The sequence below is a fragment of the Crateriforma conspicua genome (genome assembly GCF_007752935.1).
Lineage (GTDB): Bacteria > Planctomycetota > Planctomycetia > Pirellulales > Pirellulaceae > Crateriforma > Crateriforma conspicua.
Genome location: NZ_CP036319.1, coordinates 7,004,901 through 7,019,393, shown reverse-complemented (window position 1 = coordinate 7,019,393; position 14,493 = coordinate 7,004,901). Strand labels below are relative to the sequence as shown.

The following is a 14,493-nucleotide window of genomic DNA, read 5'->3' as shown; positions in this document are numbered from 1 at the left end:
TTCACTAGACCACACGACATTCAACTTGTTTTTGGAGATATCGCTGATGAGACTGCTTTCCCGCGTGATTTCGGCTCTCGCCGCTACGGTGGTGGTAGCTGGTTCAACCTTTGGAAACGCTGTATTCACCGTTCAGCCAGAGGTTTTTAATGCTAGTTTGGATGCTGGCTCGTTCGTAATTGGTGTACGCACCACCGACGGACCGGCTGCTGTCGGATCATTTGATCTCGATCTGCGGTTTTCAAATTTTCAGGGTAGTTTGAGCACGTCAAACACGTTGACGATTGATAGCATTGTTGCTGGGGCAGGATTCCAGTTTTTGGCACCACCTTCAACCGGTGTTGTTACTGATCCTAGTTCGATTGTCCTACAGGGTACTGGCGATCTGTTTTCAGGAGGAACCAGTTTAATGGCGACAGACATTACATTTGCAACGGTTAATTTTTCGTATGCAGATCCGATCGCCGTCGGTGATTCGTTTGTAGTTGATTTCGAGCCAGCTGATCAGACAGTTGGAATTACAGGAGCCTTTGAGAACGGTTATGCAGGTATATCTCCTGGAGTTGTGGCCGTTCCGGAACCCGGGACCTTTGCCCTTTGTGGTTTGATCGGTGCTGGGGTTGCCGGTCGTCGATGGCGGAAACGCAAGTCGGTGGCTTGATCGCTGCATCTGCGGTTTACACGACCGCAGTTGATTTGTGCCAATGTAAGTAAAAGACAAATGTGACTCGCGGGTGATCGATGCCCGCGAGTTTTTTTCTGCGCGACGTGTGACCCGATACGTCGCAATGTCTGATGACCTATCCGGATGACTCAAAGGCAAGGTGAGATGTTCGTTGTGAATGGGAAACGTCGTCGCATCCGGCAAAGATTCGTGGCGGCCATTGGGTGTCCAACGACGCGGTTTGCGTTTGGCTGCGCGATGATGCTGTGGGGGACGTTGACCAGTGACACCCACGGCGCTTTGGTCATCAATCCCCAGGTCTCGATCACGCATCGGGTGACCGTTCAGCCGGTGATCGTTTCGAATGATGATGGATCAAATACGGCAACGTTCATGGGGGACGGCCAAGCGTCGGCCATCGAATCGGTCATCGATCAAATCTGGGGACAGGCTGGAATCGACATTGATTTCCTTAGTCCCAACCATTGGAACGATACGTTTGCCAACGTCGGTACGACTCCCTATCCGACCGTCAATGGAACCCCGACGCGACCAACGGGCGACCTCAGCCAGATTCGGTCCGACGGCATCGACGATGGCGTGACCAGTACAAATCCAATGGCGCTGAACATGTTTATTGTGCGGGTCAGCCCGGGACATCCCGAGTCGTCGCCTTTATCCGCCGCCGGGCTGGCTCAATACATCGTTTCGGGGAGTGATTTTCCGTACCCGGCTAGCACCATCTTTATCGGAGAGGATTTGCCCGGCGCTATGAGCGGAGGCCAGCCGCTGGGCAATCAAGTCGCCGCGATGTTGATTTCGCACGAGATCGGACACAATTTGGGACTGGATCACCTGGATGTGGATGGCAATCTGATGCAAACGGCCGCTCCCATTACAGAGGAACGCTTGGTGGATGTGCAAATCAATTTGCAACAGGCCGGCGATGCACGCATGAGTGTCTTCGCCGTGGCGGTTCCGGAACCGTCAGCATTTTTGGGCGGCCTCGCCGTGGTGCTGTTCGGTCGATTCCGACGCAAGGTAAATGGTCAATTCGGTGCCGGATCACAGTGAGCCGCCGGCCGTGAGGCCTCGGGAATGGGTGCTGGGTGGCGTGTTTGGTTTCCCGGCCGCTGACGCGTCACGGCTCACGGTGCGCCGCCGGCCGATGTTTAAGGTTTGGTTTCCCGGCCGCTAACGCGTCACAGCTAACAGTGAGCCGCCGGCCGTGAGGCCTCGGGAGTGGATGGTGGTGCTTCCCGGCCGCTAACGCGGTCACGGCTAACGGTGTGAGCCGCCGGTCGTGAGGCCTCGGGAATTGGGCGCTGGATGGCGGTGGTGGTTTCCGGCCGCTGACGCGATCACGGCTCACGGGGTGGTGTTGGTTTCCCGGCCGCTGACGCGGTCACGGCTTACAGTGAGCCGCCGGCCGTGAGGCCTCGGGAATGGGTGCTGGTTTCCCGGCCGCTGACGCGGTCACGGCTCATTGGTCGCGGCCCTTGCGGTCTTGCGCTTCGGTCAGGTAGCGGACGCACGTTTCGATATCGGCTTCCCTGTCCAAATATTGAACGTCGCCTTTGGTGGTCCAGACCGGGCGGTCAACAAACACGGGGAACGATCGACGCAATCCCCGTGTGGCCTGCGCCTTCATCTGGTCACGCACTAAAGCGGGCCGATACCCGGGTGCACTAACGACGATATGGACGTGATTGGTGCGTGCTTGGATGTTCCAGATCGTCCAGTCGCGAAAGTCGGTCATTCCCGCGATGGAGTCGTTCACCACCTGTCGCATGTCGTCGTTAAGGAGAACGACTGGATGATTAAGTCGTTGCTGGTTCCAACGTTGCAGCCCAGCACTCGATGGTTGCTCTCCGCCGGTGCGGTGACGCCAATGGCGGGCGTCGCCGGGAAGGAAGGTGCCATAGACGGTCCAGGTGATGAACAGGCCGAGCGGGGAATCGTTCATCGGTGAAGTAGGGATGGGGGATGTTCCGGCCGCTGACGCGTCACGGCTTACGGTGAGCCGCCGGCCGTGAGGCCTCGGGAAATGGGTGATGGAGGGTGTCCCGGCCGCTGACGCGATCACGGCTCACGGGGTGGTGGTTAATTCCCGGCCGCTGACGCGATCACGGCTAACGGGGCGGTGGTTGTTTCCCGGCCGCTGACGCGTCACGGCTCACGGGGTGGTGGTGGTTTCCCGGACGCTGACGCGATCACGGCTGACAGTGAGCCGTCGGCCGTGAGGCCTCGGGAATGTCTGGCGAATACGTGTGGGAGGCCGATCGAGCGGTTACAGCCGGCCGTAGTGAAGCCCGAAGGAGGGATCCGGCGTCTGATCGTTCAGATATGCCGGCAACGTGCGGAGGACTCGGGTCAGGTAGAGGAGTTCGTCCGCCGAATCGGGACACTGATAACTGGGGCCTTGCGAATCGGCCGCGATTCGCGTGATCAGTGGGTATGCCTGGGGTGAGGCCAACGACCAGCCGTATCGTTCCAGATTCCATGCATCGACAGGAATGCAGTCTCGGGCTTCGCCATAATTGACCGCCAAACCACGTATCGTGGTGGGGTCCATACTTTCAAACAATGCCCGCGCGGCGGACTCGTCGTCAAAGATATTGATCCCAAATTCTTGACCCATTTGTCCCATCACACTGGCGACTCGATTGCTCGCACCAGGGGTGCTGTCATCATAGACCGTGATCAGCGTATCGCCGGGGACCGAATGCCATGGTTTGGCAAGATAAAATTCGGCCGCGGCATCATAAAGATCGGCAAGTTGGTCATGCGTGATCCCATCGATCTTGACCAAGGGGCGAGACACGGAGCTTTGGGCTAACAGCATGTCCCCGATCATCTCGGTAAACAGCTGTTCCAGACGATCGTCGCCGACCATCATCCAGTCATCGTTTTCGCCAATGCCGGGTGGCGCACAGGAGGGTGCAAACACGATGGAGGCCGGTCGACCAGGTTGGCCCACTTTGGGTTGACGCATGGTTTGCAATAACAAGCCGAACGCTTCGTTGTCACTGGCCGCTGTCATGGACAAATCAAAGCCGACGATGGTTCCGTCGTCATTGTTGATGACGATACCCGTTCGACCACGCTCAGAACCCGATCCATGATGGATGAACAGAGGCGGTGAAAAGATACCGACCAGCCACTGCTGGTCTTCGCCACGCAGAGGCAGATCACTGGATTCCCGCCGCAGATCGTCCAGCGTTAAATTGGAAATTTTGGCATCGTCGTCATTGGTGGCGTTCGGCGGGGCATCGCCATGCTGATTGAAATCGTCCAACATCATCGATGCGACCTGTTGCAACATCCCTTTGATGCTGTATTTCGCGATGACGTTGTGAGCTTCGTGGACACAAGCAATGTCCAGTTTTCCGGAAAGGGTCTTTAAGTTGTTGCAATCGGTTTTCGTGCTGAAGATCAATTCAGCGGGCCGTCCCGGCTGACCCAAAATCGGATCGACAATGCCACGCAGAAGGACTTCACGCAGCAACGCCGGTTTCGGTTTGCTTTGATAGACTTGACAGGACCTTAGCGAACCTTCGTCGTCCACACTGTCATTGATCAGAACTACCACGTAGTGAATGCCCGCATCGTTGCATCGTTTGTCTTTGACCGGGCCGTGCAGCAGTCGCCACGATTGCTGTGACGCGGGAGCCTGTTTGGCTTCGTCGGTCAATTCCGCCAGCATGCGTTTGGATAACGGCGTGTCTGATGTCAATGCATCGGACGAATCGCCGGCATTCGACGGTCCAGCAAACTCTGGAATGACGTCGGCCAATGTTTGACGGACCCAATCAACGGCGCCTTGGGTCATGTTCATCGCGTACTGCAAACACTCCGCCGTCAAATCCGTCACTTCATCGTCGGATTCGTCGTACGACGGATCGATCCACTGAATCGCGACTTCGGGCAACAAGGCATTCGCGGCCTTCAGCAACGCACGACCGCGGCGCGTGTCGCCGGCACGGCGATACTCCAGCAACGCTTGAGCGTACATGACCATGGGGAACGGATCCGGATCAATGTCCTGCAAGATGTCGGAGAGTTCTTGATCGCGATCCAGCCGCAACAGGGCCTCGATCAGCATGACGATCGCGGTGGGTGCGGACTCATAGTCTTCGTTGACCACCGGAAGCAGCACGTCGCAGACGTCATCTAGTTTCATGGCGTCAAACAATCGCTGTGCCATCTCGACACGATAGCCCGGCATCACGGTGGCGACGGTTTCTGCGTCATGATGCCGGGTGGCATCACAGGCATCGCGAAAGTGCCGACATGCTTGTTTGATTTCATCGCAGTACATGCCGGCCATGTAATGCAATTCGACACTGTTCGGCGAAGTTTTGATTTGGTCGGTCAAGAAGGCGTACAGTTCGTCTGCGTCCTCAAGCTCGTCACGAGCTTGAAGCATCGCTTCGGCGACTTGCGGATCGCTCAGCGGCATTTCTGGCTCACTGGAGTCAACCAATGCACCGGTGTCGATTCCGTCGAATACATCGATCAGTTCACGAAGCATTTCGTCATCGCCCTGCTCCGATTCCTGCAGAGCGGTTTCAATCACTTTGCGAAGCTGCGGCGGTGCGTCATCCAGTCCACCAGGAAACTGGCTCATCAATCGATTGAGAAGTGTTTGATGCTTGGGCATTTCGAATCTTCCGTGCGTGAAATGTTTCGATGCCCCATCAACATAGCAAAAGAAAGGCGGTTTCGTCGGAAGCATCTCGACCGCCCGAATTCGCGTTTTGGAAAGTCCGAGCACGATCGCGGCAGAGAGACCCGGCCCGAAAAACGCTGGGATTGCGACGCAAAGCTAGCGTCGTCGACGCCTGGCCGCATGAATGCCGATGACCACCAAAATGGCCAGGCCGCTCGGTTCGGGCACAGCGGCGGCGGTAAACGGCTGGCTGGTGATAAACTGGGCGATGTTGGCTCCCGTGGTTTGGCCAACGGTGTCGTCATAGTTCCAGTGGATGCCCAGGTAGACACGGCTGCGTCCGTTTTCGGCCATCGCATCGGACAGACGATCAAACGTCCGAATCATGCCGGGAAGTTCGTCGCTTTCCAAAGAAAATGTGACTTCGTTGGTGTCGTAGAATTCGGCAATCGTCGTGAACATTGCGCCGCCGAACGTCGCGTGGCCTGAAATGTAGGTCGGGAACGGCGGGGTGAAGTTGGGCCCATTGATCTCCGGTGCACCCAGTGGTGTCCAGTTTGGATCTGCCACGGTATCAGGATTCTCGTCTTGGTCTGCTTCGCGAATTCCCGTCACGGGACGCCACAGATCGTGTTCGAATTTTGCGTTCCAAGCGACGATGCCCGCGTCCGCCATTGCGACGGTTGCTTTGGCAAACAAGTCGGCGTTTTCCGACACGTTATTGATGCGTCCCTCGGCGTTGATTTGCGACTCGGCGATGTTTCGAAGGGCTTGGTTGTACAGTCGCATCGGCGTTCCCATCCCCAGTCGGTCATAGGCCCAGAACTTGCCGATATCCGTTTGCTCTTTCGTCCGTTCGGTGCTGTTTACCGATCCCAGTGATTTGACTTCATTGAAAGCGCTGGCGTACTGTTGGCTTGTGATTGCCGGGGGCGCCGCAGGAAGGAACGGTTGGACCGATGGCAGGCAAAAGGTTTGGACGTCACCCCAGTTCGGTCCCCACGCCTGTTGTGAACTGTTGATCGGGTCGGGCTGCCAATGGCCAACCGTGTTGGTCGGCTGGTATTGCACGTTGGTGTTGAAGCCGTCGTTGGCACGAGCGGCGACGACCGTCTGTCCGATGGCTTGTCCGGCAGCCATTGCGGTGGATCGGTCGGCCATGCTGTGTCCGGCCAAGGCCTGATCCAGTGCGGCGTCCAGCGATCCCTGTTGGCCAGAGTAGATCGATGACAGAACCGTGTGGGCGGCGGTTGCGGCCGTTGCGTTGGCCAACGCCGACTGTGTCGACGGCAGGCTGTTGTAGGAATAGAAGGTTCCGCTGCCCACACCGCTTGCCGCCAACGCATCATGGATGGCAATGTTGACCATCGCCATGGTTCGCGATGCCATCCCAGGATTTTGATACGTCTGGTCAGCGACCAGCACATCGCTCGCGGTGGCGTTCCAGTCCAAAACGACATCGGCGTCCGCGGCGCGCGCGGACATCAACACGATGGTGCAGCCGAACAAAAAAAGGGATCTGTACATCAGGACACCGTGTGTGGGAGCCTGTGGTCGTCGGGTGGTTTAGTGTCCCCTATACCTTAATTGATGTCGTTCGTCTGTGTCTGGGAAAGCGGTGATTTTGAAAGCCACCATGAGTCTCGCGGGTGATCGGATTTCCGATCCAGCGATGGCGTATTGATCGCAGCGATTCGTGTCCACGAGGGAAGCACGCGTCACTACAGGGCCCGGTGGATGTTCGCTAGACTATCGCCCGATCGGTGGGATCGCGGTACTCGCAAGCTCCCGCCGACGCCCGCGTAGCTCAGGGGATAGAGCAGAGCTTTCCTAAAGCTAAGGTCGCAGGTTCGAATCCTGCCGTGGGTGCTGCTGCGTCGAACGTTTTTGTCGGCTCAGTGCTGGTCAGCCAACAGCGTCTTCATCGCTTCGGCATAGCGTTTTCCCAACAGCAATTGGCTCCCGGTATCAAAGTGCGTGCCGGGATCGGACGTGGTGGTGCCTTCGGATGAAACCAGGGCCACACCAGGGTGATTGGCGGCAACGGCTTGCGTTGCCGCACGCACATTGTCTCGCTGGCCATTGTCGAAAACTTCGCCGACGACCACCGGCAAATCGGCGACGCCCACGTCTTCACGTACGCGTTGGATCAAGTGCGTCAGTTGTTGTCGGTAGGTCTCCGTTTTCGACTTTGCGTCCGACTCGCCCTGGTGCCATAGCATTCCGCGAAAATGGAACTGGTCACCACGGTCGATCAACTGTTGCGTCGCGACCAGGATGGTTTCGATGAAGTCGCGATAGCGAGGTCCCTGGCTTTCCACGTTGGATGCGATTCCCGGCTTCCAATCCGCACGCAGACTGGTACCGCCCTTGGATCCTTTGATCAGTGCAATCTGACGATCGGGGTGATCCTGCGTCATGATGCGGGCAAATCCAATCTCTGGCCCGAACGTTGGCGACGGAAGTTCGCCCTTGTACTTCGGCGGAATGCTGAACCCGGGCACCAAGGGCTGCCAACCGTCACTGGATCCGGAAACGTTTCGATAGAAGATGATGACGCGATCGATGGGGGTCTGCTGATCTTCGGCGGGCAATTCGCTCACCAGCCCCCGGCCGTCCATGTTGGACTGTCCGGCCAACAGGTAAACGTCATAGTCAGCCGCCGCGCAGGGCGTTCCAAGATTCACCATGACAACCACGACGGTCACAAGAAAGGCGACAAAGCAAACGGTCCGAAACATGAAATGAAGTCCCATCGCATGGAAAAACGCAGCTGAGTATGCCGGTTGGTCACCATCGTACAAAAGAATCGATCTGGACTTGTTGCATCGATCGCGGAGCAATCTGAACACCGGATTGGTTTGAACATTGGCTGCGACGTTCTGTCCGTAGCGGTCGGCGGATGCTGCAGGTTCCGAGATCACGACGCCGCAAATCATTAGCATGTTGGCGTGATTCCTCCTTCAACGACAATTGTTGCCGGCTACGCTGAAACGCACGGGCATCCGTCGCAACCAAGAACCGTTCCAAGCAAAACAGTGTAACCGTTCGCCCCGCAGCAACGCCAAAGTGACGTTCCTGTAGGGTCGGGAACGGCCCGGCCGAATCGACCGACTTGCCCGACGCACCGCGTGATGAGTACGGCCAGCTTATCGGGTTCGGCTTTACCAACATCGCCGGCGAATCTTGGGTTTTTCGATGATAGCTGCGATTGGATCCGTCACCAAACTTCTGAGTCTTTCGCCTTTCGCGTCTTCTGCACCTTCGGTACCTGTGAACCACCGTCATTCAAGGATGAATCTACGACGAACCCCGCTGTCCAACGTCGTCCGGCCCACGGTCCTGGCCTTGCTGGGCATCGTTTTGACATGCACGGTATCCGCCATGTCACCGAACGTTGTGATCGTCATTTCCGATGACCAAGGTTATGGCGACCTGGGCTGTACGGGCAACCCGATCATCAAGACCCCCAACATCGATCTTTTGGCGTCAGAGAGTTCAGGTTTGAGCGATTACCATGTCGCGCCGACCTGTTCACCGACACGCTGTGCATTGCTAACGGGGCACTGGACGAATCGCACGGGAGTCTGGCACACGATCATGGGGCGATCAATGTTGCGAGAAAACGAGGTCACCGTGGGGCAGATGTTTTCGGACGCGGGATACGAAACCGGCATGTTTGGAAAGTGGCATCTGGGTGACAACTTTCCTTATCGCCCCGAGGACCGTGGTTTTACGGAAGTTTACCGGCATGGGGGTGGCGGTATCGGTCAAACGCCGGATGTTTGGGATAACGCCTACTTTGATGGTTCCTATTTTCATAACGGCAGGATCGCCGCAGCCAAAGGATTCTGCACGGATGTGTTCTTCGACAAGGCAAACGCGTTCATCTCTGATTGTGCGAGGCAGGAAAAGCCGTTCTTCGCCTACATTTCCACCAACGCACCGCACAAGCCGCTGCACTGTCCACCGAAGTACATGGACATGTACCCGGAGCAATCCGATGGCATTGCCGCATTCTATGGGATGATCACCAACATCGATGACAATGTTGGACAGACGCGTCGGTTGCTTGAAGATTTGGGAATCGCTGACGATACGATTTTCATCTTCACGACGGACAACGGAACGGCCAGCGGGGCGAAAATTTTTAACGCCGGTATGAGAGGCGGAAAGGGCAGTCCCTATGAAGGCGGACACCGAGTCCCCTTCTTTGTGCATTGGCCGGCCGGAGGCTTCACCAAACAGCATGACATCGATGAATTGACGCATGCCGTGGACGTGGTCCCGACACTGCTGGAGTTAACGGGTGTCGAAAAGCCAGACGATGTGGTGTTCGATGGTGTTTCGATCGCCAGTTTGCTGGACCCCAAGCAAGACGTCGATTGGCCCAAGCGGTTTGTGATCACCGATTCACAGCGTGTCCGAGATCCGATCAAGTGGCGAAGTTCATCGGTGATGTCACAGAAGTATCGTCTGGTGAATCGCAAAGAGCTTTATGACGTTTCCAGCGATCCGGGACAAAGGAAAAACATTGCAGCAGATCACCCGGAGGTGGTTCGTGAAATGCGAGAGTTCTACGAACAGTGGTGGGCGGAATTGAAACCGACGTTTTCACAGACAACCGAGATCTACCTGGGGCATCCCGATCATCCGGTGGTAAGTCTGACCGCGCACGATTGGATTCAAAAGGCCTATCCCCCGTGGCATCAAGGGGCAATCCGAGAGGCCGACCGTGGCACCGGCAAGGATGAGAAGCTTCGTCACCTTGGCCATTGGGCAGTCAAAGTGGTGCGAGACGGGAACTATCAAATATCTCTTCGGCGTTGGCCTGTGGAGTCAGGAATGGCAATCAATGCGTCGCTCCCGCCCGGACCCAACGTGCCCGGTGCTACGGCCGCGTTTCGGACGACTCCAGGGAACACGATCAACGCGACCGCGGCGGTCCTACGGATCGATGACCGAGACCTGGATCGTCAGGGTGTTTCGGACGACGATCGGGAGATTCGTTTTGAAACCAAGCTGGCCAAAGGATCCCACCGACTTTCACCGGTCTTCGAGATCAACCAAGGAGAAATCGGTGCGTTCTATGTGGTGGTGACGTTCTTGGAGTAGCGTTTTCTATGTCTTCAGTAGGGCCGACGAGTTCTCCGAAAAATCGACGGCTCGGCGAAATGATTTTGTCGAGTGTCTTAATAGCTTCCAACGATGAAATGGTCCAATGATTGCTTTGTTCAATCGATGCTTGTTGGCAACTTGGTTCGTTGCCGGTGTGATCGGTCATGTCGACGCGGTGGTGCCATCCGGCGCAAGGTTAAGCGACGGGCGTGCAGCACTGTTGGAGGAGTCTGCCAGTGAGTTGACGGGACAAGCCGTTGCACCGGATGCGCCCAGCGTGATGTGGTATCGGCAACCGGCGCGAAATTGGAACGAAGCATTGCCAATCGGCAACGGACGTTTGGGCGGTATGGTCTATGGCGGGGTGAACCGCGAGTGGATCCAGCTGAACGAAGATTCGCTTTGGTCCGGTGCCAAGTTTGACCACATGATGCCCAACGGTCCCGAAGTGCTGAAACAGGCACGCGAGTTGATGTTCGCGGATCGGTACGGTGAAGCCGAAAAGCTGATTGCCGACAAGTTCTTGAGCGTGCGTTTGCCATCGGGTACCCACACCTACCAGACACTGGGCGATTTGGAGCTGACGTTCCCGGATGCTGTCAAAGTGGTGAACTATCGGCGGGATCTGGATTTAGACCAAGCGGTGGCCCGGGTTCGCTACGAAGTGGATGGTGTCGGCTATCTGCGGGAAGTTTTCTCAAGTCCCGTGGATCAGTGTATCGTCGTGCGAATCAGCAGCGACAAGCCTGGGAAGGTCAATTTTGATGCTCGATTGCAACGTCAGCATCACGCGGAGGTTGAAAGTTTGGGTGATGCCGAACTGGTCATGTCTGGCCAAGCCCGCAGTACGAACACCCGCCGGCAAGATACGCAAGGGTTTCCAACACATTCGCAAGGTGTGCGGTTCGCCGCTCGAATGAAAATCGTTCCCGAGGGCGGGACCGTCACGGCGATGGATGGAAAGCTGCAAGTGGCAGGTGCTGACGCAGCGGTCATCCTGCTGACCGCAGCGACCAGCTTTCGTGATGAAGATCCTTTGGGAGTCAGCCAGACGCAATTGGCCGAGGCCGCCGGGAAAGCCTTTGATCGTTTGTATCGTGACCACGTGACCGAACATCGCCGACTGTTCAGGCGAGTGTCGCTTCATTTGGGTGACGGTGAAACGGAGAATCAACCAACGGATGTTCGGTTGGCCGCTTTGGAGCAGGGGCACAGCGACCCGCAACTGTATGCACTCTACTTTCAGTTCGGTCGCTATTTGTTGATATCCAGTTCACGCCCGGGTTGCTCGGCGGCAAACTTGCAGGGTCTTTGGGCCGACGGATTCAGCCCGCCTTGGAATGCCGATTATCACATCAATATCAATATCCAGATGAACTACTGGATGGCTCAGTCTTGCAACTTGGCTGAGTGCCATGAACCGTTTTTCGATTTCGTCGAATCGTTGGTGCCTAGCGGTCGAAAAACGGCCAAAACGATGTTTGGTTGCAATGGCTTTGTCGCAGGTCACACGTCCGATTTGTGGGCCAACAGCTCGATTTTTGGCAAGCCGCGGTACGGGATGTGGGTAACCGGACCGGCGTGGTGTTTGCGTCAGTTTTGGGAGCGGTGGTTGTTTTCTGGTGATCGCGAGTTTTTGGAAGAACGTGCGTATCCGTTGATGAAAGAATCGGCAGAATTCTTCGTCGATTTTCTGGTGGAAGATCCGTCGACCGGAAAATTGGTGTCGGGGCCGACGACATCACCAGAGAACAACATTCAAGCCCCCGACGGCAGTCACGGTGCGCTTTCGATGGGACCTGCAATGGATCAACAGATCATTTATGAGCTGTTCACGCATTGCATTTTGGCGTCAGAGGTTTTGGATAAGGATCGCGAATTTCGGGAACAGCTGATTGATCTTCGCGCCCGATTGGCGGATCCGGTCAAGGTCGGAGCGGATGGGCGAGTGCTTGAGTGGCAGGAAGGCTTGGAAGAGGTGGCGAAGGGGCATCGTCATGTATCGCATCTATATGCGCTGCACCCCTCGTGGCAGATTTCGCCTGGGACGACGCCGCAGTGGGCCGCGGCAGCGCGGAAGACGATCGACCACCGATTGGCCCATGGTGGCGGACATACTGGTTGGAGCCGAGCGTGGATCATCAACTTCTACGCTAGGTTGTTGGATGGCGAAAAATGCGATGAGAATCTTCACGCCCTGTTGATCAAGTCGACGCTTCCAAACTTTTTTGATACCCACCCGCCGTTCCAGATCGATGGTAACTTAGGGGCGACCGCCGGGATCGCTGAAATGTTGTTGCAGTCTCATGAGCAGGCAAACGATGGCTTGCCCGTGATCGTCTTGCTTCCCGCATTGCCCATGGCGTGGGGCGAGGGTGCGGTGAAGGGACTGCGTGCCCGAGGCGGTTTTGAGGTCGATATCACCTGGAAGGATGGAAAGCTGGCGGTTGCAAAGCTACATTCCCGCATCGGTCGACCGTGCCAAGTCCGCTACGGGAACAAGACCATCGATCTGCAGACCGAGGTCGATGCCAGCTATGACCTGAAAGACCGATTCTGAACGATCGCGGCATCGGGGCGGCAGAAAGTGTGTGTCCGGAAACGCTACGGCAGGCTTCCGGTAGATGGTGGCTTGCCGCAGTGCATGAGAGTGATTCCCAATCAGGGAAACGGATTTTTCCTGCGAAAAACCAGTTCAACCAATGCTCGATGCGTCGTCCGTGACGCTCAGGCATCGGTGGATTGGCCGGTTGGGACTGCCGACCATTGATGTTACTTGGCGTCTTCGCCTTTGGCCGTGTGGTGCCGCAGGTTGACCCCGCTGAAACGGCGAATGTATTGATAATCGCCGGTGCGATATTGGTGTGTCAGTCCCCATTGCAAGATCGCTGTCGGGGCTGATTCGTTGTCCAGTGACCGATTCAATCCGATCGCGTGAGGGGCATCTTTGATGTGTGACATGATTTCAAAGTTGATGCCGTCGGGCGACCACTGAATCGTGTTTCGTTCCGGGCCATCGGTGGTGATCATTGATGCGATGCCGCCGTTGTATTTCCACACACACACTTCGTGGCCACTGTTGCTGATGGGGTTGTAAGGCGATTTGATGTAGGGGCCTTTGGGGTCATCCGCGATGGCCACGCCGTGGCGAATCATGCGGCCGCCGAAATTGATTTCTTCGCCCATCTGTTCGCCTTTGTAGTACAAATAGAATCTGCCTTTGAAGGGAATGATGCAAGGGTCATGAACTTTGTGGCTGTCGAAATCGCCTTTCTTTTCAACCAAAAAGCGGTTCTGTTCTTCCCCTTTCCAGATTCCATTGTTCGCTGGGCTAAGGATTGGTTCTTCGCTTTTCGTCCATGGTCCGTCCGGCGAATCGGCCCAGGCCAAACCGACTTGGTTCTTCACGCGAATGTTGTACGGTGATTTGACCGTTTGGTAACACAGATAGAACTTGCCATCATGTTTCATGATTTCACAAGTGAACACCGAACGGTCGTCGTAGCTGCCGGGCTTACCACGTTTGACCGCGGGGCCTTGTTCCTTCCACGTCCAACCGTCTTGGGAGGTTGCATACCAGAGATCACATCGGTCCCAGGGAAAGACCTTGTCCTTGTCGATGTCACCGGCGAAGCCCTGGCTGGGGCCCGTGCTGCGTGAATACCAGACGTAGTACTGGCCATTTTCTTTGATGACCGCACTGGGGTCACGCCGCACGATACCTTCTTCGTAGGCCAAGTCGCCTTTCAGATCCTTGACGGTGAATTGGACGTACCAATCGTTGTCCAGATTCTTCCACTGAAGCGCACGTTTGGTTGCCGCACTCAGTTTGTCAGGATTGGTGATCCCAAAGTAGTCGATTTGCTCGGGGGTCGGGGCGGTGCGGGCTTCGCTGTCGGCTGGTTCTTGTGCGTTACTCATCGAAGGACAAACGAAGTTGCCTGCCGACATCAAAATCACCATGGGAAGTGCAACGAAACGGCGAGTGCTTGAGATCAAAGCGGCGGCCGAAGCACGGCGACGTGGGAAATGAAACATG

General features: G+C 56.4%; 9 protein-coding genes and 1 tRNA gene. 5 read left to right on the top strand and 5 right to left on the bottom strand.

The genetic code is table 11. From position 1 onward, the window contains the following. The first annotated feature begins 46 nt into the window (after positions 1–46). Positions 47–661 carry a PEP-CTERM sorting domain-containing protein gene (locus Mal65_RS25560; RefSeq protein WP_145304256.1) on the top strand — a complete coding sequence of 205 codons (615 nt, stop codon included), beginning with the start codon at positions 47–49 and terminating at the stop codon, positions 659–661. 261 nt (positions 662–922) lie between these two features. Then, entirely contained in the window at positions 923–1,738 is an 816-nt protein-coding gene (locus tag Mal65_RS25555; protein WP_165701533.1) for a zinc metalloprotease, read from the top strand. A gap of 409 nt (positions 1,739–2,147) precedes the next feature. Here Mal65_RS25555 and Mal65_RS25550 read toward each other — a convergent pair whose 3' ends face one another. The 3 genes from Mal65_RS25550 to Mal65_RS25540 form a co-directional block, all read right to left on the bottom strand. Continuing rightward, the gene (locus Mal65_RS25550) at positions 2,148–2,630 is read right to left on the bottom strand and encodes a transposase (protein WP_145304252.1); all 483 of its coding nucleotides are present in this window, start codon (positions 2,628–2,630) and stop codon (positions 2,148–2,150) included. 324 nt (positions 2,631–2,954) lie between these two features. After that, complete coding sequence (locus tag Mal65_RS25545; RefSeq protein ID WP_145304250.1) at positions 2,955–5,327, bottom strand: DUF7309 domain-containing protein; 2,373 nt, start codon at positions 5,325–5,327, stop codon at positions 2,955–2,957. A 165-nt stretch (positions 5,328–5,492) separates the two neighbouring features. Beyond that, entirely contained in the window at positions 5,493–6,863 is a 1,371-nt protein-coding gene (locus tag Mal65_RS25540; RefSeq protein WP_145304248.1) for a vanadium-dependent haloperoxidase, read from the bottom strand. 269 nt (positions 6,864–7,132) lie between these two features. Here Mal65_RS25540 and Mal65_RS25535 point away from each other — a divergent pair. Then, positions 7,133–7,205, top strand: a tRNA-Arg gene (locus Mal65_RS25535). Between the two features lie 26 nt (positions 7,206–7,231). On the opposite strand, the gene Mal65_RS25530 is transcribed toward Mal65_RS25535, so the two are convergent. Continuing rightward, positions 7,232–8,281 carry a sialate O-acetylesterase gene (locus Mal65_RS25530; protein WP_196784446.1) on the bottom strand — a complete coding sequence of 350 codons (1,050 nt, stop codon included), beginning with the start codon at positions 8,279–8,281 and terminating at the stop codon, positions 7,232–7,234. A gap of 439 nt (positions 8,282–8,720) precedes the next feature. Between Mal65_RS25530 and Mal65_RS25525 the strand changes: the two genes are divergently transcribed. Both Mal65_RS25525 and Mal65_RS25520 read left to right on the top strand, forming a co-directional pair. Beyond that, positions 8,721–10,451 carry an arylsulfatase gene (locus Mal65_RS25525; RefSeq protein WP_390621990.1) on the top strand — a complete coding sequence of 577 codons (1,731 nt, stop codon included), beginning with the start codon at positions 8,721–8,723 and terminating at the stop codon, positions 10,449–10,451. A gap of 106 nt (positions 10,452–10,557) precedes the next feature. Next, positions 10,558–13,014 carry a glycoside hydrolase family 95 protein gene (locus tag Mal65_RS25520; protein ID WP_145304244.1) on the top strand — a complete coding sequence of 819 codons (2,457 nt, stop codon included), beginning with the start codon at positions 10,558–10,560 and terminating at the stop codon, positions 13,012–13,014. Between the two features lie 212 nt (positions 13,015–13,226). On the opposite strand, the gene Mal65_RS25515 is transcribed toward Mal65_RS25520, so the two are convergent. Next, on the bottom strand, positions 13,227–14,375 hold the full coding sequence (locus tag Mal65_RS25515) for a glycoside hydrolase family 117 protein (protein ID WP_196784445.1): 1,149 nt from the start codon (positions 14,373–14,375) through the stop codon (positions 13,227–13,229). Positions 14,376–14,493 lie beyond the last annotated feature (118 nt).

Excerpts from the sequence above, each read along its gene's own strand:
- Mal65_RS25515 (WP_196784445.1), bottom strand. The coding sequence starts at position 14,375 with ATGAGTAACGCACAAGAACCAGCCGACAGCGAAGCCCGCACCGCCCCG.
- Mal65_RS25550 (WP_145304252.1), bottom strand. The coding sequence starts at position 2,630 with ATGAACGATTCCCCGCTCGGCCTGTTCATCACCTGGACCGTCTATGGC.
- Mal65_RS25525 (WP_390621990.1), top strand. The coding sequence starts at position 8,721 with ATGTCACCGAACGTTGTGATCGTCATTTCCGATGACCAAGGTTATGGC.
- Mal65_RS25545 (WP_145304250.1), bottom strand. The coding sequence starts at position 5,327 with ATGCCCAAGCATCAAACACTTCTCAATCGATTGATGAGCCAGTTTCCT.
- Mal65_RS25520 (WP_145304244.1), top strand. The coding sequence starts at position 10,558 with ATGATTGCTTTGTTCAATCGATGCTTGTTGGCAACTTGGTTCGTTGCC.
- Mal65_RS25555 (WP_165701533.1), top strand. The coding sequence starts at position 923 with ATGATGCTGTGGGGGACGTTGACCAGTGACACCCACGGCGCTTTGGTC.
- Mal65_RS25560 (WP_145304256.1), top strand. The coding sequence starts at position 47 with ATGAGACTGCTTTCCCGCGTGATTTCGGCTCTCGCCGCTACGGTGGTG.
- Mal65_RS25540 (WP_145304248.1), bottom strand. The coding sequence starts at position 6,863 with ATGTACAGATCCCTTTTTTTGTTCGGCTGCACCATCGTGTTGATGTCC.
- Mal65_RS25530 (WP_196784446.1), bottom strand. The coding sequence starts at position 8,281 with ATGCTAATGATTTGCGGCGTCGTGATCTCGGAACCTGCAGCATCCGCC.